The sequence below is a fragment of the Pseudomonas sp. L-22-4S-12 genome, assembly GCF_009799935.1.
GTDB lineage: Bacteria > Pseudomonadota > Gammaproteobacteria > Pseudomonadales > Pseudomonadaceae > Aquipseudomonas.
In genome coordinates, this window is record NZ_WELL01000006.1 from 188626 (window position 1) to 207422 (window position 18797).

The window sequence follows — 18797 nt, forward strand, 5'->3', positions numbered from 1 at the left end:
TTGCACGGAGCTAGGCGCGAGACGCGAGGTTTGGTCGTCCAAATGAGCCGTCGAGTAACGACGTTCCGCGCAAAAACGGGCCCGTCCCTGCGGGTTGCTCAGCAACGCGGTTCGCGAACGAAACGGGAACAGACCCTGGCGCCTCCACTCAGGAGGGCAGTTTACCGGGATCAGCCGCGTTTTTTCAGCAGGCGTGGCGACAGGCTCAGCGCGTCGCCTGTGCGGCGGCTCAGGCGTCGGCGGCAGCGGCGCCAGACGCTGATCCCGCCCCAGAGCAGGAACAGGCCGAGCAGCAGCAGGCTGATGGCCGCGCCGAGGCTTTCGTTCAACGGCCCCAGCGCCGGCGGGCGGCCGAGCAGGGAGGCGCTGCCGGCGAGGAACAGCAGCACGCCGAGGCTGGCAAACAGGGCGGCCAGTGCCGCGAGAAAACGCCAGCGCCAGCTCGCCGGGCCTCTAGGGCGCAGGCGGCGGGCATCAAAACCATCGGAATGCTTCATGCCGATTTCCTCATAAGGTATCGGCGCTATGACCGGTGGCGGGCGCCAGGGTTCCGGTCAATAGGCGGGGAGGCCTAAATCAGTGCCTGGGCCTGCGGCACGATAATCGCGTAGTTGTCGGCCAGGGCCGCCATCTCGATGCGGTGCAGCTGGCGGGCGTCGATCAACTCGCCGGCATAGGGCAGGTCGCGGGTGGCGCAGGCGCTGTCGACCAGGGTGCAGCGATAGCCGTAGTCCTTGGCGGCGCGCACGGTGGTGCTGATGCTCGAATGGGTCATGAAGCCGCAGACGATCAGGTCGAGGTGGCCGAGCTGCTGCAGGCCATCGTGCAGCGCGGTGCCGGCGAAGGCGTTGGGCAGGCGTTTCTCGATCACCAGCTCGCCGGCCTGCGGTTCCAGGCCGGCGATGAAGTGCCCGCGCGGGCCCTGCGGGTCGAGCAGGCCGCCAGGAATGCCGAGGTGGCGCACGTGTACCACCGGGGTGCCGAGGTTGCGCGCGGCGTGCAGCAGGGTGCCGATCTGGGTGCAGGTCGCGTCGACGTCCGGCAGCTGCAGGACGCCGCTGCGGTATTCCTCCTGGGCGTCGATGATCAGCAGGGTCGCCTTGCTCAAGGTGGCTGGGGCGTAACCACGGCCAGTCAGCTGGAACAAGGTCTTGGGATCGGACATGGCGCGGGCTCCTGATGCGGCTATCCCTCTATTCTCTGCCTGCCGGGTGCATCTGTGAACCTCCTGCGCGGTTTTCCTTGTGCGCCAAAGGGCGCCCGCCCGCTAAAATGCCGCACTTGCGGCTAGAATCGCGCACCCGTTCTGGAGGTCTGTCCCGTGTCCCAATCCCGCCTGCGCACCCTGCGCGACCATATTCGCTGGGCTGTCAGCCGTTTTCACGCCGAGCAGCTGTTCTTCGGCCATGGCACCGATAACGCCTGGGACGAGGCCCGCCAGCTGGTGCTCGGCGCCCTGCACCTGCCCTGGGAAGTCGCCGACAGCTACCTCGATTGCCGCCTGGAGGAGGACGAGCAGCAGCATCTGCTGGCGCTGCTCAAGCGGCGCATCGAGGAGCGCGTGCCGACCGCCTACCTGCTGGGCGAGGCCTGGTTCTGCGGCTTGCCTTTCATCGTCGACGAGCGCGTGCTGGTGCCGCGTTCGCCGATCGCCGAGCTGATCGGCCAGCACTTCGCGCCCTGGCTGAGCGGCGAGCCGGCGCGCATCCTTGACCTGTGCACCGGCTCCGGCTGCATCGGTATCGCTTGCGCCTATGCCTTCCCGCAGGCCGAAGTGGTGCTGGCCGACCTGTCCTTCGAGGCCCTGGAAGTGGCCAACCAGAACATCGAGCGGCATGCCCTGGAAGAGCGCGTGTACACCGTGCAGGGCGACGGCTTCGCCGGTCTGCCGGGGCAGCGCTTCGACCTGATCCTGTCCAACCCGCCCTATGTGGATGCCGAAGACTTCGCCGACATGCCGGCCGAATACCAGCACGAACCGGAGCTGGGCCTGGCCTGTGGCGACGATGGCCTGGACCTGGTGCGGCGCATGCTGGCCGAGGCGGCCGACCACCTGAACGAGCAGGGCATCCTGATCGTCGAGGTGGGCAACAGCCAGGTGCATGTCGAGGCGCTGTACCCGGAAGTCGACTTCACCTGGCTGGAGTTCGAGCAGGGCGGTCATGGCGTGTTCCTGCTGGCGGCCAAGCAGTGCCGCCAGCATCAGGCGCTGTTCCGTTCGCGACTGAAGGGCTGATCTGAACTCAGGCTTATCGATCTAGCGAGCTAGAGTCGGGCAAGGCGAAAGCGGGCGAGGGCGCGGTGTTTACTGAGTGTAAATGAGCAGCCCGAGCCCGCTTTCAACACAGCCCGGCCGACGCGCAGCAGATCACTGCACAATCAGCGGGTGGCGATCCAGATCAGCAGACCGGCCTGGAACAGGGCCAGCGCCACCAGGCACATGATGGTGAAGCGCAGGCTGCTGTCCTCGTGCCTGAGCAGCTTGTTCTTCTGCTCCAGCTTGCACAGCGCGACTTCCTGCTCGTGCAGCTTCTGGTCGGCCTGCTGCAGCATGGCGGCGGCCTCGATGATCTCCACCGGCTGCAGGCGTTCGCTGTTCCACTCGCCGAGCAGGGCGCTGACGCTTTGCGCCCCGTAGCTGGCTTTCATCTGCAGCAGGTCCTGGTATTCGACCTCGAAGCCCTGGGCGCGCAGGAAGTGGTCGCGGCGCTGGCGGGCCTCTTCGCTGGGAATGTCCTTGAGCGCCAGGGCGCCACCCTCGACCTGGTAATTGGCCCAGCGCTGGCGGGCCCATCGCACGCCCTGGGCGACCAGGAAACGGCCGATGCCGCGGTTGGCCGGTTCGATCTGCAAGCCCTGGTCGGTGCCGAAGCGCACCTCGCGGCTGCGGTGGTCGGCCCACACCTCCAGCACGTTCTGCTCGCGCCGCACGCGCTGGCCGGGCAGCTCGATGCTCAGGCGCAGCAGGCTCTGTTCCGGGCTGTGGCGTTCGACGCGGCCGAACTGGACGAAACGCAGCGGGCGGGCGCCGGTGTGCCGGTCGGTGGGCAGCGGGGCCAGGCGCAACAGGCGGAACTGCTCGGCCGGCAGGTCCTGCCAGGGGTGTGGTTGCGGGGCCGCGGCGGCTTCGTTTTCGGGTTGCTGGGCGTCGGTATCGGTCATCTCGGGCGTCCTTGAGCCAGGCTGACGGCGCACTGGCATCCGGATTATCGGCTGTTTTGCGCAATTCTGGAGGCTGGCAGTCTGCCAGCGGCGCTCCGCAGGTGAACTGGCCGGGCACCGCGGGTATACTGGCGCCCCCTCGTTCAGGCCCTCGCGGAGCTTTCTGCATGTCCGGCAATACCTACGGCAAGCTGTTCACCGTCACCACCGCAGGCGAAAGCCATGGTCCGGCGCTGGTCGCCATCGTCGACGGTTGCCCGCCGGGCATCGAGCTGTCCCTGGAGGACCTGCAGCGCGACCTGGACCGGCGCAAGCCCGGCACCAGCCGCCACACCACCCAGCGTCAGGAAGACGACATCGTCGAGATCCTCGCCGGCGTCTTCGAGGGCAAGACCACCGGTTGCGCCATCGGCCTGCTGATCCGCAACACCGACCAGAAGTCCAAGGACTACTCGGCGATCAAGGATCTGTTCCGCCCGGCCCACGCCGACTACACCTACCACCACAAGTACGGCATCCGCGACTACCGTGGCGGCGGCCGCAGCTCGGCGCGCGAGACCGCCATGCGGGTGGCCGCCGGGGCCGTCGCCAAGAAGGTGCTGGCCGTCTTCGGCATCCGCGTGCGCGGCTACATGAGCCAGCTCGGACCGATCGAGATCCCGTTCAAGACCTGGGACAGCGTCGAGCAGAACGCCTTTTTCAGCCCCGACCCGGAGAAAGTTCCTGAGTTGGAGGCCTATATGGACCAGCTGCGCCGCGATCAGGATTCGGTCGGGGCGAAGATCACCGTGGTCGCCGAAGGGGTGATGCCGGGCCTCGGCGAGCCGATCTTCGACCGCCTGGACGCCGAGCTGGCCCATGCGCTGATGAGCATCAACGCGGTCAAGGGCGTGGAGATCGGCGCCGGCTTCGCCTCGGTGGCCCAGCGCGGCACCGAGCACCGCGACGAGCTGACCCCGGAAGGCTTCCTCTCGAACAATGCCGGCGGCATCCTCGGCGGCATCTCCTCCGGCCAGCCGATCGTCGCCCACCTGGCGCTCAAGCCGACCTCCAGCATCACCACCCCGGGCCGCTCCATCGATGTCGACGGCAATCCGGTGGACGTGATCACCAAGGGCCGTCACGACCCCTGCGTGGGCATCCGCGCCACGCCGATCGCCGAGGCGATGATGGCCATCGTCCTGCTCGACCACCTGCTGCGCCACCGCGCGCAGAATGCAGGCGTGCAGGTCAACACGCCGGTACTCGGCCAGCTGTGACGACAGCCGCGCTGCCTTACTGGCGCCTGTCCGGCTTCTACCTGTTCTATTTCGCCCTGCTCGGCGCCACGGCGCCGTTCCTCGGCCTGTACTTCGCCCACCTGGGCTTCTCCCCGGCGCGCATCGGCGAGCTGGTGGCGATACCCATGCTGATGCGCTGCGTGGCCCCCAACCTGTGGGGCTGGCTGGGCGACCACACGGGCCGCCGCCTGCTGATCGTGCGCCTCGGCGCGCTGTGCACCCTGCTCAGCCTGAGCCTGATCTTCGTCAGCCAGAGCTACGCCTGGCTGGCCCTGGTGATGGCCCTGCATGCCTTCTTCTGGCATGCGGTGCTGCCGCAGTTCGAGGTGATCACCCTGGCTCACCTGCGCGAGCAGGCGGCGCGCTACACGCAGATCCGCCTGTGGGGCTCGATCGGCTTCATTCTCGCCGTGGTCGTCCTGGGCAAGCTGTTCGATCGGTACAGCCTGGATGCCTATCCCTGGGCGCTGCTGCTGATCATCGGCGCGATCGTCCTGAGCAGCTTCTGGGTGCCGGATGCCACGCCCCATGTGGCCAGTGCGGCAGCGCCCGGGGCGGGCTTCCTGTTCCAGCTGCGCCAACCGGGCGTGTTGGCCTTCTACCTGTGCGTGGGGCTGATGCAGCTGTCCCACGGGCCGTACTACACCTTTCTCAGCATCCACCTGGAGCACCTCGGCTATGCCCGCGGGGTGATCGGCGTGCTGTGGGCCCTGGGGGTGGTCGCCGAGGTGCTGCTGTTCATGCTCATGGCCCGCCTGCTGGAGCGCTTCAGCCTGCGCCAGGTGCTGCTGGCCAGTTTCCTGATCGCCGCCGGGCGCTGGCTGCTGCTCGGCTACCTGGCCGACAGCCTGGCCGTGCTGCTGTTCGCCCAGCTGCTGCATGCGGCCACCTTCGGCAGCTTCCATGCCGCCGCCATCCATTTCGTCCAGCGCAGTTTCGGCGCCCGCCAGCAAGGCCAGGGGCAGGCGCTGTATGCCGCCCTGGCCGGGGTTGGCGGCGCGCTGGGGGCGCTGTATGCCGGTTACAGCTGGAAGGCCCTGGGCCCCGGCTGGACTTTCGCCCTGGCCAGTCTGGCGGCGCTCGCCGCAGCCGTTATCATGGCCACCCACGTACACGAGGAGCGGCCATGAACCGCGAACAACTGGCCCGGCAGATCGTCGAAGCCGGGCAATTTCTCTACGGCCGTGGCTGGTCGCCGGCCACCAGCAGCAACTATTCCGTGCGCCTGAGCGCCGAGCAGGCGCTGCTCACCGTCTCCGGCAAGCACAAGGGCCAGCTGGGGCCGGACGACGTGCTGGCCACCGACCTCGACGGAAACAGCCTGGAAGCGGGCAAGAAACCCTCGGCCGAGACCCTGCTGCACACCCAGCTGTACCGTTGGCGGCCCGAAATCGGCGCGGTGCTGCATACCCATTCGGTCAACGCCACGGTGCTCTCGCGCCTGGCCCTGAGCGATTCGCTGGTGTTCGCCGACTACGAGCTGCAGAAGGCCTTCGCCGGCATCAGCACCCATGCATGCCAGGTCGAGGTGCCGATCTTCGACAACGACCAGGACATCGCCCGCCTGGCCGTGCGCATCCAGCCCTGGCTGGACGAGCATCCGGACTGCGTCGGCTACCTGATCCGCGGCCACGGCCTGTACACCTGGGGCGCGCAGATGAGCGACGCGCTGCGCCAGATCGAAGCCTTCGAGTTCCTCTTCGAGTGCGAGCTGAAGGTCCGCGCCCTGCAACGCTGAGGCGCACCCTACGCAACATGAGAGCCCGACGGGGCCGGAGATCGACCATGAGCAGCCTGACCGTCTACCACCAGTCCAGCCCGGACCTGCCGAACAAGCTACTGACCCATGCCGAGGACATCGCCAGTACCCTGGCCGCGGTCGGCGTACGCTTCGCGCGCTGGCAGGCCGGCGCGCCGATCCAGCCGGGCGCGACCCAGGAGCAGGTGATCGCCGCCTACCGGCCGCAGATCGACCAGCTGATGAGCGAGCAGGGCTATGTCACCGTCGATGTGGTCAGCCTGAACAAGGACCACCCGCAGAAGGACGAACTACGCGCCAAGTTCCTCGACGAGCACCGCCATGGCGAGGACGAGGTGCGCTTCTTCGTCGCCGGTCGCGGCCTGTTCTGCCTGCATATCGACGATTACGTGTATGCCGTGCTGTGCGAGAAGGGCGACCTGATCTCGGTGCCGGCCGGCACCCGCCACTGGTTCGACATGGGCGAGTTCCCGCACTTCGTGGCCATCCGCCTGTTCAACAACCCGGAGGGTTGGGTGGCCACTTTCACCGGCGACGAGATCGCCAGCCGATTCCCGCGCCTGGAAGACTGACGCCATGCCGATCAAAGCCATCCTCACCGATATCGAAGGCACCACCAGTTCGGTGAGCTTCGTCTTCGACGTGCTGTTCCCCTATGCCGCCCGGCATCTGCCGGACTTCGTGCTCAAGCATGCCGACGAGCCGCTGCTGATCAAGCAGCTGGACGCGGTGCGCGCCGAAAGCGGCGAGGCCGATGCCGACCCGGTCCGGGTCATCGAGATTCTCCTCGGCTGGATCGCCGAGGACCGCAAGGCCACGCCGCTCAAGGCCTTGCAGGGGATGATTTGGGCCGAGGGCTACCTGGCCGGGCAGCTCAAGGGGCATGTCTACCCGGATGCGGTGGAGGCCCTGCAACGCTGGAAGGCCGAGGGCTATGAGCTGTACGTCTACTCGTCCGGCTCGATCCAGGCGCAGAAGCTGATTTTCGGCTGCTCCGAGGCCGGCGACCTGACGCCGCTGTTCAGCGGCTATTTCGACACCACCAGCGGGCCCAAGCGCGAGGCGGACTCCTACCGGCGTATCGCCGAAAGCATCGGCCTGCCGGCAGACGAGATCCTGTTCCTCTCGGATATCGTCCAGGAGCTGGACGCCGCCCAGCAGGCCGGCCTGCAGACCATCGGCCTGGCCCGCGAGGGCGGCGACCTGCCGGGCCACGAAACGGTGGCCAGCTTCGCGGTGATCGATCTGGCTCGTCTTTAGCTTTTCGCACTGCCTGTGACAGGCTGCTACGCTGCGGCAGCCTTCTAGCCCACGACGAGGATCTGCAGTGCTCGTTGCCCGCCACCTGTTATGGATCGACTCCGCTGCCGCGGCAACGGCGGGCACGAGCGTGCTGCTGCTTGGCGCCTGGCTAAGCGAAGTCTATCGCCTGCCGCCCGGGCTGCTGCAGTTCATCGGCGCAGTGAACCTGCTCTACGCCAGCTATTCGTTCTCGCTGGCCATTCGCCGTGATCGACCAAGGTCGCTGCTTTACCTGCTTGTCCTTGGCAATGCGCTGTGGGCAGGGGCCTGTGTGGCGATGGCACTGCAGTTCGCGGGCGATTCGTCCCTGTTGGCACAGGCTCACCTCTTCGGCGAGGCCCTTTTCGTGGGGACGTTGGCCGCCTGCGAGTGGCGGCGGCGCGAGCAGATCTGCGGATTGCCTGCCAGGGCCGCGGCTCTCCGGTCCCCCGCCTGATAAGCTGAATCACCTGGGATCAAGCGCCAAGGCCGCCCGAAGGCGGCCTTGGCGTTTCAGTGCGCCTGTGGCGCATCGTTGCGCTGGTGCCGGTACACGCTGACCGCCTCGTACACCGCCTTGCGCAGGCGATTGATGCCGCCGATGGGGCGGTGTGCGGGCAGGGCGTGCCAGGGATTGAACGACAGGTTGTCGCAGAACAGGTTCTGCTCGCGGCTATCGAAGTCCTGGGCCGGCACCTTGATCGTCGCCACCGTCTCGAACGGGGCGATGTCCTCGCTCCACTCCACGCTGGTGTCCTCGATGGGCATGTAGTGCTCGGGATTCTGCCGCTGCACCTGCAGTGCGAAGCAGGCCGGCACCCGGTCCAGCGACAGCTGCTGGTACAGGGCGTTGCGCAGGAAGTTGGGCAGCGCGCTGTTCTGCTCGGGCAGCTGGTAGGGCGGGCAGCTGGCCGGGTCGGGGATGACCCGGTACTTGATGTTGTGCGGGCCGAGCTTGAACGGCGCGACCGAGCTGTAGGTGGTGGCCACCGGGCTGTCCGGCGCCGGCGCCAGGGTCTGCAGGGCGATGAACAGGTGACGGATCTCCCAGCTGCGCGGGTCCCAGCCGGGGAAGAAGGCCAGCACCTTCTGGCCGCTGGCCTGGGCGGCGAAGTTCTGCTGGTACTCGGCCACGTCGCGGACGAAGAACAGCGGATGGTTGAACATCACGAAGTCCTGGTTGCCGGCCGTGGCCGGGCTGCTGAGCAGCTTGTCGCCCGGCACGTCGAGCAGCTTGAGGCCCATGCCGCGGGCGTCGCGGACGCTGTCGAACTGCGGGTAGGCGTTGCCGTTGGACAGGCGCATCCAGGCTTGCCAGGTCTTGCCCGGTTGGCTGAGCACGCCATGGTGCAGGGCCGGGTCCAGCTCGGGCAGCACGCTGAACTGCGCCTTGACGCAGCCGTGGGCCTTGGCATGGGCATCGCGCAGCACCCGGGTGTTGTCGCGGTGCTGCTCGACGATGCGAATGGCGTCCTCGATGATGCCCTGGGTCAGGGCCGCCTCGTCGGCCGGGATTTCCTCCTCGGTCGATACCGGGCCGGAGAACTTCCAGGCGTAGTACGCCGTGCCGATGCCCCAGCCGAGCAGGCCGACGGTCGCCAGCAGCAGGAGCAGTTTGCCGAGCAGGCCGCCCAGCCACAGCCAGAATCGTTTGAGCATGGCTTCTTCCTTGTCAGAGCTGGCAGTTGGGGCCGGGCGTCCAGGCCTTGGCTTCGACGGGTTGCAGCTGGCTTTCCAGCGGCGCGTCACCCATCACCTTGAGGTACTCGATCAGCGCCCAGCGTTCTTCCGGGGCCAGGGCGCGGCCGATCACCCCGTCGACCCGGCAGCCGTCGCGGAACTCGTGACCGCGGTTGCCGTTGCCGGTGACCGCGGTATCGAACAGGAAACCGCCCTCGAACTGCTCGGTGAGGAAGCCGGCACGCTTGGGATCGTATTCGAAGCTGCCGACCCAGAACTGCTTGTCGCGCTCGGAAACCGGCGACAGCAACTGGAACAGGTTGGGCACCGAGCCATTGTGCAGGAACGGCGGGGTGGCCCAGATGCCGTGCAGCGGGCGCGCCTTGTAGCCACGTTTCTCCTGCACGCCGATGGCCAGGCCGTAGCCGTCCATGCGCCAGCGTTCACGCGGCTGGATGCCGGCGTCCTGGTAGGCGCGGTCTTCCACGTAGGCGGTGACATAGGCCAGGCCCTTGGCGCTGGAGATGCTGGCGAAGTCGACTTCGTCCAGGCTGGCACCGAACAGCTTGACGTCGAGCCTGCCCAGCTCACTCTTGTTCCAGCCCAGCTTGCGGATGTCGAAGCGGTGGTCGGCGATGTTGTCGGCGGTGGTCGGGTCGGTGCCGATGATCCGCGTCGGCACGATGCGCATGCGCCACTCCGGATCGCGCGCGGCGGCCAGGCGCTCGTCGCGCGGCTTGGGATCGGGGGCGTGGCAGTAGGCGCAGTTCTCGCTGAACAGGGCGCGGCCCTGGCTGGCCAGTTCGAGATCGACCTTGCCCAGCACCGCTTGCGGCCAGGTCGGCGGCTTGAGCTGCTTGAGGGTCTCCTCCAAGGTATGCAGATCGCGCAGGCGCACGCTGGACGGATAGCGCTCGGCCTCCGGCAGCGGGCCGCCATTCTCGTCGAACAGGTGCAAGGTGGCGCCGACGCCGAGGGCCTCGCCGATATTGCGCGCCATCGGTTGCATGGCCGAGCCGTTCCACTGCACCCAGTCGAACTTCCAGATGTCCCACACCTGCGGGTAGCTGACCGGGGCGTTGGCCACCCGGTAGTTGCTTGCGTCGATGGCGTCGCCGAACACGCTGTTGGCGATGCGGCCGAAGGCGTCGGTACGGCCGAAGCCTTCCTCGGTGGGGTAGAGGCCGCGGTGCCAGTCGTTCATTGCGGTGCCGAGCAGGCGGTCGAGCACGGCCTTGAAGTCCGCGCGCAGCTGTTCCTTGCCCTGCTCGTAGTTGTCGCCCAGTACCGTTTTGGCGAAACGGCGGAACTTGATCGGGTTGTAGTAGGTGAACGCCATGCTCATGCCCAGTGCCTGGCCGAAACTGCCGCCCTTGAGCGTGGGCACGGTGGAGGCCAGCGAGTGCAGGGCGGCGCCGCCATCGATGCGGATGGCCTGGCCCCGGTAGCGCAGCTCGCCGGTGTGGCAGGCGGCGCAGGTGATATCGAGAAATTGCGCGCCGCTTTCCACGTCCTGGTGGCGGGCGAAGCCGACCGGCAGGTTGCCCGGGTTGCGCGCGCTGGCCTGCTGTCGCGGGTCGGTGAGGAAACCAAAGCGCGCCAGGTAGTCCGGGGCGGCGAACTTGTCGGTGGAGAAGGGCAGTTCCAGGGCGGTGAACCAGTCGTAGCGCAGGCCTTTAACCTGGGTGCCCTGGGGGGTGAAGTAGTAGGTCTGGCGCGCCTGCTCGTCCCACTGGCCGAGGTAGTGCACCTGGCTGGGCTTGGCGAACGGCGGCAGATTAGGGTTGGCGATGTAGTAGAGCAGCACCGCGCCGGCGCCCAGGGCCAGCAGCACGATCAGGTACAGGGCGCGGCGCAGGATTCGCATGGCGGGAACTTCCGTGTGGCGGTGTTGTTATGGGGTACGTTTATGCCAATAGCCGAGGCCGACAGCAAGTGTTCATTCCAGACCCGAGTGGCTAGCGGTCGGTGCATGGTTTTTGCCCTGCCGAGCATGGCGCTGCCCGTCGAGGGTGCCATGCGTAGCAAAAAGCCGTAGATGGCTGGATGCGCCCGCGAATCTGCGACAAATCCTGCTAACGTGCCTGTGACTGCAGCAGAGGATCGCCCCATGCACGCTTTCGACTCGCCCCGGCCGCCGCGCCTTGCCAGCCTGCTCGGCTATGCCGGCTTGCTGCCCTTCGTCTGCGCCGCTCTCGGCGTCTGGCTGACGCCAGCGGGCTGGCGGCCGCAGGTGCTCGATGCGCTGCTCGACTATGCGGCGGTGATCCTGGCGTTCATGGGGGCGATCCACTGGGGCCTGGCCATGCGCGCGCAGGAAGGGGACGAGCAGGCCCTGCTGCAGCTGGGGCTGTCGGTCATTCCGGCGCTGCTGGGCTGGCTGGTGATTGCCGCCGACTTGCCCTATGCACTGGCCTTGCCGACCCTGCTCGGTTGCTTCGTCGGCCTCTATCTGGCCGATCTGCGGGCGGTGGCGCGGAGCCTGGCGCCGCGCTGGTACCCGGCATTGCGTCTGCCGCTGACCCTGGTGGTAGGCCTGAGCCTGCTGCTGGCCTGGTTCGGTGTGCTGCTCGCCTGAATCCGGCGCCTCAGCAGCCCAGGCTGTCCGCCTGGCGGTAGAGGGCGAGCAGCTTGCGGGTGATGGTTAGTTGGATGTCGTCGCGCTCGAAGCTCGACAGGCGGGTGAGCTTCTGCACCTGCAGGCGGTGCAGGTGGATGTAGGGCATCTGCTGGTCGAACTCGCGCAGGTCGCCCTTCATCATGATCGGCAGGAACACATCGCCGATCTTCTTCTGGTTGCTGATGATCTGCGCCAGGGCCTGCTTGAACGGCATGGTCTTGGGCGCCGGGCCGCCGTCCTTCATCTGCGTGGCCAGCAACAGCCCGGGCTTGCCCAGGACCACGCCAGGCAGCACGCACAGGCCGGTCTGGCGCACGGCGGCGATCTCGATGCCGTGCAGGGTGTCATGGAAGGCGTAGGGGTTGGGCAGCACCACCATCTTGCGGCCCTGGTCGCTGGGGAAGTGCAGGTTGTAGTTGGTGTACAGCTGGCGCACGGACTCGGAATAGACGCACAGGCGATTCTCGAACAGCTTGATGAAGCGTTCGGCCAGCTCGCGCCGGGCGATGCTGTTCATGTCCCAGATCAGGTCCTGGTTTTGCGGTCGATTCAGATCGACTTCCTGATGTTCCATGCTGCTCATTCAGCCCTCATACACGAAATTGCCCCAGCAACTGGCTCAGTTGTCCTGCCAGCTGGCCCAGATGCTGGCTGGCCTGGCTGGATTGATCGGCGGCCAGGGCATTTTCATGTGCCAGCGAGGCCGCCTGGGTGACATTGTGGTTGATATCTTCGACTACGTGCGATTGTTGCAGGGTGGCACTGGCGATCGAAGCATTCAAGCCCGTGAGGTTACGCAGTGAACTGGCGATCTGGCTGAGGCTCTCGCCGGCCTGCCGCGCCTGTTCGACCGTTTGCAGCGAGGCCTGGCTGCTGGCGTTGATCACCTTGACCGCGGCTTCCGAGTTGCCCTGCAGGCGCTCGATCATGCCCTGGATCTCGGCGGTGGACTGCTGGGTGCGCTGGGCCAGCAGGCGCACCTCGTCGGCGACCACGGCAAAACCGCGGCCCTGCTCGCCGGCGCGGGCGGCCTCGATGGCGGCGTTGAGGGCCAGCAGGTTGGTCTGCTCGGCAATCGAGCGGATGACCTCCAGCACGCTGCCGATCTGCGTGCTCTCGGCGGCGAGGGTGCTGATCACCTCGACCGCCTGGTCGATGGTGCTGGACAGCTGGTCGATCTGGCGCAGGCTGCTTGCGATATTCTGCTGGCCCTGCTGGGCCTGCTCCTCGGCCAGGCGCACCTCGCCGGCCGCGTGTTCGGCGTTCTTCGCCACGTCCTGCACGGCATAGGACACCTCGTTGATCGCGGTCGCCACCAGCTCCATCTGCTGCGACTGCTGCTGGCTGTGCTGCTGGGCGCTACTGGCCACTTCGCCCAGCGACTGCGAGGCCTGGTCGAGGGCGCCGGCGGCCTGCAGCGACTGGCTGATGACGCCGCGCAGCTTGCCGGTGAAGGCGTTGAAGTGGCTGCCCAGGGCGGTCAGCTCGTCGCCGCCGCTGTGGTCCATGCTGCGGGTCAGGTCGGCTTCGCCGCTGGCGATGTTGGCCATGGCGTCGACCGCTTCGTCCAGCGGTCGGGCGATGCTGCGCACGATGAGGATGACCAGGGCGCCGAGCAGCACGCTGATCAGCAGCAGCACGCCCAGGGCGCGCAGGGCCTGCTGGCGGAACTCGGCCTGCATGTCGTCGAGGTAGATGCCGGAGCCGATGATCCAGCCCCAGGGCTCGAACAGCTGGACATAGGACACCTTGGGCAGCGGTTCCGCGGCGCCCGGCTTGGGCCAGCGGTAGTCGACCAGGCCGGCGCCCTGGCGTTTCGCCACGGCGACCATGTCGTTGAACAGGAACTTGCCGTCCGGGTCCTTCATGTTCGCCAGGTTCTGCCCTTCGAGCTTGGGGTTGGCCGGGTGCATGATCATCTGCGGGGTCAGGTCGTTGATCCAGAAATAATCGTCCTGGTCATAGCGCAGGCCGCGCACCAGCTGCATGGCCTGTTGCTGCGCCTCGGCCCGCGGCAGGCTGCCGGCGCTTTCCAGGGCCTGGAAGTGGCGCAGGATGCCGCTGGCGGTTTCCACCACCTCGCGGGTTTTCAGGGCCTTGGCCGCGTACAGGTCGTCGTAGGTCTGCTTCAGCATCAGCGCCGTCAGGGCCAGCAGCATGAGGATGGAACTGAGCAGGATCAGCCACAGGCGACGATTGATCGGCAGGCGGCGCAGACTGTTCATGGGCAGGTGACTCCACTTCTTCTTAGGGCAGGCTTCGGGGCTCAGCAGACACTGAGTCTAGAAGCTGTTCAATTAGCTGTTGGCAAGGGCGGCACAGTCGGGGCGCCTCTGATAGGATGCGCTGCCTTTTTTTCGGCCGAATATTCGGCAACATTAATTTGTCTCGCCTGCCATGCCGGCGGGTATTGCGAGGATTTCATGGATTTGTGGGTCGCCTTTCAGGCACTGATTCTGGGTATCGTCGAAGGTTTGACCGAGTTCCTGCCGATTTCCAGCACCGGCCACCAGATCATCGTCGCCGATCTGATCGGCTTCGGCGGCGACCGGGCCAAGGCCTTCAACATCATCATCCAGCTCGGCGCCATCCTCGCAGTGGTCTGGGAGTACCGCCGCAAGATCCTCGAGGTGGTGTTCAATGTGCCCAAGCAGGCGCAGGCGCAGCGCTTCACCGCCAACCTGCTGATCGCCTTCATGCCGGCGGTGGTGCTTGGCGTGGCCTTTTCCGACCAGATCCACCACTACCTGTTCAACCCGATCACAGTGGCGGCGGCCCTGGTGGTCGGCGGGGTGATCATTCTCTGGGCCGAGCAGCGCCAGCATGAGGTGACAGTCGAGGAAGTCGACGACATGACCTGGAAGGAAGCCCTGAAGATCGGCTGCGCCCAGTGCCTGGCGATGATTCCCGGCACTTCGCGCTCTGCCTCGACGATCATCGGCGGCCTGCTGTTCGGCCTGTCGCGCCGCGCCGCCACCGAGTTTTCCTTCTTCCTGGCCATGCCGACCATGGTCGGCGCGGCGGTCTATTCCGGCTACAAGTACCGCGAGCTGTTCCAGCCCGGCGACCTGCCGGTGTTCGCCCTGGGCTTCGTGGTGTCGTTCGTCTTCGCCATGATCGCCGTGCGCGCGCTGCTCAAGTTCATCGCCAACCACAGCTATGCGGTGTTCGCCTGGTACCGCATCGGCTTCGGCCTGCTGATCCTGGCCACCTGGCTGTTCGGCCTGATCGACTGGTCCACGGTACAGGCCCACTGACGGCATGCTGGCGACGGAGCGACGCGGCACCCTGAAAAGCTGGAACGATGCCAAGGGCTTCGGCTTCATCCAGGCGGAGCAGGGCGGCGAACAGTGGTTCGTGCATATCTCGGCGCTGCGTGGCGAGCGCCGCCCGCAGCCGGGCGAGACGGTGCTGTTCGTGCCGGGCAAGGACTCCCAGGGGCGCTTGCGCGCCGAGCACATGCGCTTCGAGGGGCTCAGCCTGGATCGCCCGGCCATTCGCCGCAAGCCGCGCCAGCCGGCTGCCAGCCCGCGTCCTGCGGCGCGCAAGCACCAGCCAGCCATCCGCCAGCGGCCGCTCAAGCTGCTGCTGTTCGTGGCCCTGTGCGGCCTGCCGGCCATCGGCGCCCTGCAGCTGTTCCTCGGCTCCGGCGCCCTCTGGGCGCTGGGTGCCTATCCGCTGCTCAGCCTGATCAGCTTCGCCCAGTACTGGCACGACAAGCGCAGTGCGCAAGCGGGGCGCTGGCGCACCCCGGAGAACTACCTGCACGTCACCGAACTGCTCGGCGGCTGGCCGGGCGCCCTGCTGGCGCAGCAGCTGTTGCGCCACAAGACGCGCAAGCTCTCGTTCCAGCTGGTGTTCTGGGCGATCGTGCTGCTGCACCAGGCGTTCTGGTTCGACCAGCTGTTGCTGGACGGGCGTTTCCTGGCTGGCCACCTGCAGGCCTGGCTGCCGCTGCTGCGCTAGCCAGGCGACTGGCACGAGAGGCGAATCCACAGCTAACCTGGCAGGGCAGACCCAACCCTTGGCTCAGGAGCTCCCTCGATGTCTCTTTCCATGTATCAGGCTTCCATCCCGGTCTTCGTGCGCATGTTCGGCAATCTTGCAGCCATCCTCGACAAGGCGGCCGTGTATGCCGACGCGAAGAAGATCGACCCGGCGGTGCTGCTCAATGCCCGCCTGGCACCGGACATGCACCCGCTGACCCGCCAGGTGCAGATCGCCAGCGATGCGGCCAAGGGCTGCGCGGCGCGCCTGGCCGGGGCGGAGATTCCCAGCTTCGCCGATAGCGAGAGCAGCTTTGCCGAGCTGCAGGCGCGGATCCAGAAGACCCTGGACTTTATCCAGGGCTTCAGTCCCGCACAGATCGACGGCAGCGAGGAGCGCGAGGTGGTGATCCGCTTTCCCGGTGCCGAGCTGAAGTTCAGCGGCCAGGACTACCTGCTGCATTTCGTCCTGCCGAACTTCTATTTCCACCTCACCACCGCCTACGCCATCCTGCGCCACAATGGCTTGGAGATCGGCAAGATGGATTTCCTCGGGCGTACCTGACGGCCTGGCGACAGGCCGGCCCGCCTGCCGATCCGCTTCGGCGACTGTTGGTTGCTGGTGCGGCTGGGTGGATTCGCCGCACTGAATTTGGGCGGCCAAGCGCGGCGCCCGGCATCGTTACCGAAAGTAAAGCGCGGCCCCGGCGAAATGGCGGCTGCGCTTTCCCCGAAAGCGCAAGCCCTGAAAGTGCTGCGAAATTTTTTTCATAAAACCCTGCTTGTTTATTAACGTTTCTCCGAATTTTCTGCTTGGATTTTTGAGGGCGGCGCTGGCACAAGCCTTGCTGTCGCAGGTTGCCACTACCTAAAACCTCAGGAGTTACCATGTCGCAGAAGATTTTCAGAAAAGGCTTTCTGGCTCTCGCTGTCAGCACCGCGATGGGCGCTTCTTCCTTCACCCTGGCCGATGTGGTCATCGGCGTGGCGGGTCCGCACACCGGCCCCAACGCCTCGTTCGGCGAGCAGTACTGGCGGGGCGCCAGCCAGGCCGCCGAGGACATCAACGCCGCCGGCGGGGTGAACGGCGAGATGATCAAGCTGGTCAAGGCCGACGACGCCTGCGAGCCGAAGCAGGCCGTGGCGGTGGCCAACCGTCTGGTGGATTCGGACAAGGCGGCCGGCGTGATCGGCCACTTCTGTTCCTCCTCGACCATGCCGGCCTCCGAGGTGTACGACGAGGCGGGCGTCATCGCCATCACCCCGGCCTCGACCAACCCGCAGGTGACCGAGCGCGGCCTGCCCGGCATGTTCCGCATGTGCGGCCGCGACGACCAGCAGGGCGTAGTGGCCGCCGACTACCTGGTGGACAAGCTCAAGGCCAAGAAGATCGCGGTGATCCACGACAAGGACACCTACGGCCAGGGCCTGGCCGACGCGACCAAGGCGCACTTGGCCAAGCGCGGCATCGAGCCGGTGCTGTACGAGGGCCTGACCCGCGGCGAGAAGGACTTCAATGCCCTGGTCACCAAGATCCGCTCGGCGGGTGCCGAGGTGGTCTACTTCGGCGGTTGCCACCCGGAGGCCGGCCCGCTGGTGCGGCAGATGCGTGAGCAGGGCGTCACCGCCGCCTTCGTGTCTGGCGACTGCGTGGTGACCGACGAAATGGTCACCACCGCCGGCGGCCCGCAGTACACCAAGGGCGTGCTGATGACCTTCGGCGCCGACCCGCGCCAGCTGCCGGAAGGCAAGGCGGTGATCGAGAAGTTCCGCGCCAATGGCTTCGAGCCCGAGGGTTACACCCTGTATGCCTATGCCTCGGTTCAGGCCCTGGCGGCGGCCTTCAAGGGCGCCGGCGGCACCGAAGGCGGCAAGGCCAGCGAGTGGCTGAAGGCCAACCCTGTGGATACCGTGATGGGCAAGAAGTCCTGGGATGGCAAGGGCGACCTGCAGGTATCCGACTACGTGATGTACGAGTGGGACGACAAGGGCAAGTACCACCAGCAGTGATCGACTCGCACGCCCCGGCCCGCCTGACGGGCCGGGCGCTGTGCCTGCCCGACCGCGGCCTCGCGTGGCGGTCGTCCTTGTCCACGCCTATGAGACTTATTCATGGACGGCATCTTCCTGCAGCAAATGATCAACGGCCTGACCCTCGGCGCGGTCTATGGCCTGATCGCCATCGGCTACACCATGGTCTACGGCATCATCGGCATGATCAACTTCGCCCACGGCGAGGTGTACATGATCTCCGCCTACCTGTCGGCCATCACCCTGGCCCTGCTGGCCTTCTTCGGCCTGGAATCCTTTCCGCTGCTGATCCTCGGCACGCTGCTGTTCACCATCTTCGTCACCGGCATGTACGGCTGGGTGATCGAACGCATCGCCTACAAGCCGCTGCGCAACTCCACGCGCCTGGCGCCGCTGATCAGCGCCATCGGCATGTCGCTGATCCTGCAGAACTACGTGCAGATCAGCCAGGGCGCGCGCCAGCAGGGGGTTCCGACCTTGCTCGACGGGGCGTTCCGCTTCCCTATCGGTGAGGGCTTCGTCCAGCTCACCTACACCAAGGTGTTCATCCTGATCGCCGCCTTCGTCGGCATGGGCGTGCTCACCTATGTGATCCAGCACACCAGGCTCGGCCGCATGTGCCGCGCCACCCAGCAGGATCGCAAGATGGCCTCGATCCTCGGCATCAACACCGACCGGGTGATCTCCTACGTGTTCGTCATCGGTGCGGCCATGGCCGCGCTGGCCGGCGTGCTGATCACCATGAACTACGGCACCTTCGACTTCTATGCCGGCTTCGTCATCGGTATCAAGGCGTTCACCGCGGCGGTGCTCGGCGGCATCGGCTCGCTGCCGGGGGCAATGCTCGGCGGGCTGATTCTCGGCGTGGCCGAGGCGCAGTTCTCCGGCATGGTCAACACCGACTACAAGGACGTGTTCAGCTTCGCGCTGCTGGTGCTGATCCTGATTTTCCGACCGCAAGGACTCCTGGGGCGCCCCCAGGTGGCGAAGGTGTGAGC

Annotated in this window: 20 protein-coding genes; 13 read left to right on the top strand and 7 right to left on the bottom strand. The window is 66.6% G+C overall.

The features are described 5' to 3' along the window. Nucleotides 1-170: 170 nt before the first annotated feature. Together F3I16_RS15725 and F3I16_RS15730 are read right to left on the bottom strand one after the other, a co-directional pair. On the bottom strand, nucleotides 171-497 hold the full coding sequence (locus tag F3I16_RS15725) for a hypothetical protein (protein ID WP_160494498.1): 327 nt from the start codon (nucleotides 495-497) through the stop codon (nucleotides 171-173). A gap of 74 nt (nucleotides 498-571) precedes the next feature. Next, a complete protein-coding gene (locus F3I16_RS15730) occupies nucleotides 572-1165 on the bottom strand; it encodes a cysteine hydrolase family protein (RefSeq protein ID WP_160494499.1) in 594 nt (197 codons plus the stop codon). Nucleotides 1166-1321: 156 nt separating this feature from the next. Between F3I16_RS15730 and prmB the strand changes: the two genes are divergently transcribed. Continuing rightward, the gene (prmB, locus tag F3I16_RS15735) at nucleotides 1322-2236 is read left to right on the top strand and encodes a 50S ribosomal protein L3 N(5)-glutamine methyltransferase (RefSeq protein ID WP_160494500.1); all 915 of its coding nucleotides are present in this window, start codon (nucleotides 1322-1324) and stop codon (nucleotides 2234-2236) included. 143 nt (nucleotides 2237-2379) lie between these two features. On the opposite strand, the gene F3I16_RS15740 is transcribed toward prmB, so the two are convergent. Then, nucleotides 2380-3162 (bottom strand): hypothetical protein, encoded by a 783-nt coding sequence (locus tag F3I16_RS15740; RefSeq protein ID WP_160494501.1) that lies wholly within the window; start codon nucleotides 3160-3162, stop codon nucleotides 2380-2382. Nucleotides 3163-3329: 167 nt separating this feature from the next. On the opposite strand from F3I16_RS15740, the gene aroC reads away from it, so the two are divergent. The 6 genes from aroC (at nucleotide 3330) to F3I16_RS15770 (ending at nucleotide 7939) form a co-directional block, all read left to right on the top strand. Continuing rightward, nucleotides 3330-4421, top strand: coding sequence for a chorismate synthase (gene aroC, locus F3I16_RS15745; RefSeq protein ID WP_160494502.1), 1092 nt, complete (start codon nucleotides 3330-3332; stop codon nucleotides 4419-4421). Further along, nucleotides 4418-5572, top strand: a complete 1155-nt coding sequence (locus tag F3I16_RS15750; RefSeq protein ID WP_160494503.1) for an MFS transporter — start codon at nucleotides 4418-4420, stop codon at nucleotides 5570-5572. Before aroC ends, F3I16_RS15750 begins: the two co-directional genes overlap by 4 nt. Next, nucleotides 5569-6180 carry a methylthioribulose 1-phosphate dehydratase gene (locus tag F3I16_RS15755; protein ID WP_160494504.1) on the top strand — a complete coding sequence of 204 codons (612 nt, stop codon included), beginning with the start codon at nucleotides 5569-5571 and terminating at the stop codon, nucleotides 6178-6180. Before F3I16_RS15750 ends, F3I16_RS15755 begins: the two co-directional genes overlap by 4 nt. A gap of 47 nt (nucleotides 6181-6227) precedes the next feature. After that, a complete protein-coding gene (locus F3I16_RS15760) occupies nucleotides 6228-6773 on the top strand; it encodes an acireductone dioxygenase (protein ID WP_160494505.1) in 546 nt (181 codons plus the stop codon). 4 nt (nucleotides 6774-6777) lie between these two features. Then, complete coding sequence (gene mtnC / locus F3I16_RS15765) at nucleotides 6778-7461, top strand: acireductone synthase (protein WP_160494506.1); 684 nt, start codon at nucleotides 6778-6780, stop codon at nucleotides 7459-7461. Nucleotides 7462-7528: 67 nt separating this feature from the next. Then, complete coding sequence (locus F3I16_RS15770; protein ID WP_160494507.1) at nucleotides 7529-7939, top strand: hypothetical protein; 411 nt, start codon at nucleotides 7529-7531, stop codon at nucleotides 7937-7939. A gap of 56 nt (nucleotides 7940-7995) precedes the next feature. Here the strand turns inward: F3I16_RS15770 and F3I16_RS15775 are convergent, their stop codons facing one another. Next, on the bottom strand, nucleotides 7996-9141 hold the full coding sequence (locus F3I16_RS15775; protein ID WP_160494508.1) for a catalase family protein: 1146 nt from the start codon (nucleotides 9139-9141) through the stop codon (nucleotides 7996-7998). Nucleotides 9142-9154: 13 nt separating this feature from the next. Beyond that, complete coding sequence (locus tag F3I16_RS15780) at nucleotides 9155-11029, bottom strand: di-heme-cytochrome C peroxidase (protein ID WP_160494509.1); 1875 nt, start codon at nucleotides 11027-11029, stop codon at nucleotides 9155-9157. A 243-nt stretch (nucleotides 11030-11272) separates the two neighbouring features. Here F3I16_RS15780 and F3I16_RS15785 point away from each other — a divergent pair, with 243 nt between their 5' ends. Continuing rightward, complete coding sequence (locus tag F3I16_RS15785; protein WP_160494510.1) at nucleotides 11273-11740, top strand: DUF3429 domain-containing protein; 468 nt, start codon at nucleotides 11273-11275, stop codon at nucleotides 11738-11740. Nucleotides 11741-11750: 10 nt separating this feature from the next. Here F3I16_RS15785 and F3I16_RS15790 read toward each other — a convergent pair whose 3' ends face one another. Both F3I16_RS15790 and F3I16_RS15795 read right to left on the bottom strand, forming a co-directional pair. Then, nucleotides 11751-12365, bottom strand: coding sequence for a hypothetical protein (locus F3I16_RS15790; protein WP_160494511.1), 615 nt, complete (start codon nucleotides 12363-12365; stop codon nucleotides 11751-11753). Nucleotides 12366-12372: 7 nt separating this feature from the next. Then, the gene (locus F3I16_RS15795) at nucleotides 12373-14007 is read right to left on the bottom strand and encodes a methyl-accepting chemotaxis protein (RefSeq protein ID WP_160494512.1); all 1635 of its coding nucleotides are present in this window, start codon (nucleotides 14005-14007) and stop codon (nucleotides 12373-12375) included. A gap of 198 nt (nucleotides 14008-14205) precedes the next feature. Here F3I16_RS15795 and F3I16_RS15800 point away from each other — a divergent pair, with 198 nt between their 5' ends. The 5 genes from F3I16_RS15800 to F3I16_RS15820 all read left to right on the top strand — a co-directional run bounded on the left by F3I16_RS15800 (nucleotide 14206) and on the right by F3I16_RS15820 (nucleotide 18795). Next, complete coding sequence (locus tag F3I16_RS15800; RefSeq protein ID WP_160494513.1) at nucleotides 14206-15039, top strand: undecaprenyl-diphosphate phosphatase; 834 nt, start codon at nucleotides 14206-14208, stop codon at nucleotides 15037-15039. A 4-nt stretch (nucleotides 15040-15043) separates the two neighbouring features. Continuing rightward, entirely contained in the window at nucleotides 15044-15748 is a 705-nt protein-coding gene (locus tag F3I16_RS15805; protein ID WP_160494514.1) for a DUF1294 domain-containing protein, read from the top strand. A gap of 78 nt (nucleotides 15749-15826) precedes the next feature. After that, entirely contained in the window at nucleotides 15827-16333 is a 507-nt protein-coding gene (locus tag F3I16_RS15810; protein WP_160494515.1) for a DUF1993 family protein, read from the top strand. Nucleotides 16334-16656: 323 nt separating this feature from the next. Continuing rightward, complete coding sequence (locus tag F3I16_RS15815; RefSeq protein WP_160494516.1) at nucleotides 16657-17778, top strand: branched-chain amino acid ABC transporter substrate-binding protein; 1122 nt, start codon at nucleotides 16657-16659, stop codon at nucleotides 17776-17778. Between the two features lie 102 nt (nucleotides 17779-17880). Beyond that, nucleotides 17881-18795: a branched-chain amino acid ABC transporter permease LivH gene (locus F3I16_RS15820; RefSeq protein WP_160494517.1), complete on the top strand. Its 915-nt coding sequence runs from the start codon at nucleotides 17881-17883 to the stop codon at nucleotides 18793-18795. The last annotated feature ends 2 nt before the right edge of the window (nucleotides 18796-18797 follow it).

What these genes read in the sequence shown, in the direction of transcription:
- F3I16_RS15725 (WP_160494498.1), bottom strand. Translation starts at nt 497, where the DNA reads ATGAAGCATTCCGATGGTTTTGATGCCCGCCGCCTGCGCCCTAGAGGC.
- F3I16_RS15730 (WP_160494499.1), bottom strand. Translation starts at nt 1,165, where the DNA reads ATGTCCGATCCCAAGACCTTGTTCCAGCTGACTGGCCGTGGTTACGCC.
- F3I16_RS15740 (WP_160494501.1), bottom strand. Translation starts at nt 3,162, where the DNA reads ATGACCGATACCGACGCCCAGCAACCCGAAAACGAAGCCGCCGCGGCC.
- aroC (WP_160494502.1), top strand. Translation starts at nt 3,330, where the DNA reads ATGTCCGGCAATACCTACGGCAAGCTGTTCACCGTCACCACCGCAGGC.
- F3I16_RS15755 (WP_160494504.1), top strand. Translation starts at nt 5,569, where the DNA reads ATGAACCGCGAACAACTGGCCCGGCAGATCGTCGAAGCCGGGCAATTT.
- F3I16_RS15760 (WP_160494505.1), top strand. Translation starts at nt 6,228, where the DNA reads ATGAGCAGCCTGACCGTCTACCACCAGTCCAGCCCGGACCTGCCGAAC.
- mtnC (WP_160494506.1), top strand. Translation starts at nt 6,778, where the DNA reads ATGCCGATCAAAGCCATCCTCACCGATATCGAAGGCACCACCAGTTCG.
- F3I16_RS15775 (WP_160494508.1), bottom strand. Translation starts at nt 9,141, where the DNA reads ATGCTCAAACGATTCTGGCTGTGGCTGGGCGGCCTGCTCGGCAAACTG.
- F3I16_RS15780 (WP_160494509.1), bottom strand. Translation starts at nt 11,029, where the DNA reads ATGCGAATCCTGCGCCGCGCCCTGTACCTGATCGTGCTGCTGGCCCTG.
- F3I16_RS15785 (WP_160494510.1), top strand. Translation starts at nt 11,273, where the DNA reads ATGCACGCTTTCGACTCGCCCCGGCCGCCGCGCCTTGCCAGCCTGCTC.
- F3I16_RS15790 (WP_160494511.1), bottom strand. Translation starts at nt 12,365, where the DNA reads ATGAGCAGCATGGAACATCAGGAAGTCGATCTGAATCGACCGCAAAAC.
- F3I16_RS15795 (WP_160494512.1), bottom strand. Translation starts at nt 14,007, where the DNA reads ATGAACAGTCTGCGCCGCCTGCCGATCAATCGTCGCCTGTGGCTGATC.
- F3I16_RS15800 (WP_160494513.1), top strand. Translation starts at nt 14,206, where the DNA reads ATGGATTTGTGGGTCGCCTTTCAGGCACTGATTCTGGGTATCGTCGAA.
- F3I16_RS15805 (WP_160494514.1), top strand. Translation starts at nt 15,044, where the DNA reads ATGCTGGCGACGGAGCGACGCGGCACCCTGAAAAGCTGGAACGATGCC.
- F3I16_RS15810 (WP_160494515.1), top strand. Translation starts at nt 15,827, where the DNA reads ATGTCTCTTTCCATGTATCAGGCTTCCATCCCGGTCTTCGTGCGCATG.
- F3I16_RS15815 (WP_160494516.1), top strand. Translation starts at nt 16,657, where the DNA reads ATGTCGCAGAAGATTTTCAGAAAAGGCTTTCTGGCTCTCGCTGTCAGC.
- F3I16_RS15820 (WP_160494517.1), top strand. Translation starts at nt 17,881, where the DNA reads ATGGACGGCATCTTCCTGCAGCAAATGATCAACGGCCTGACCCTCGGC.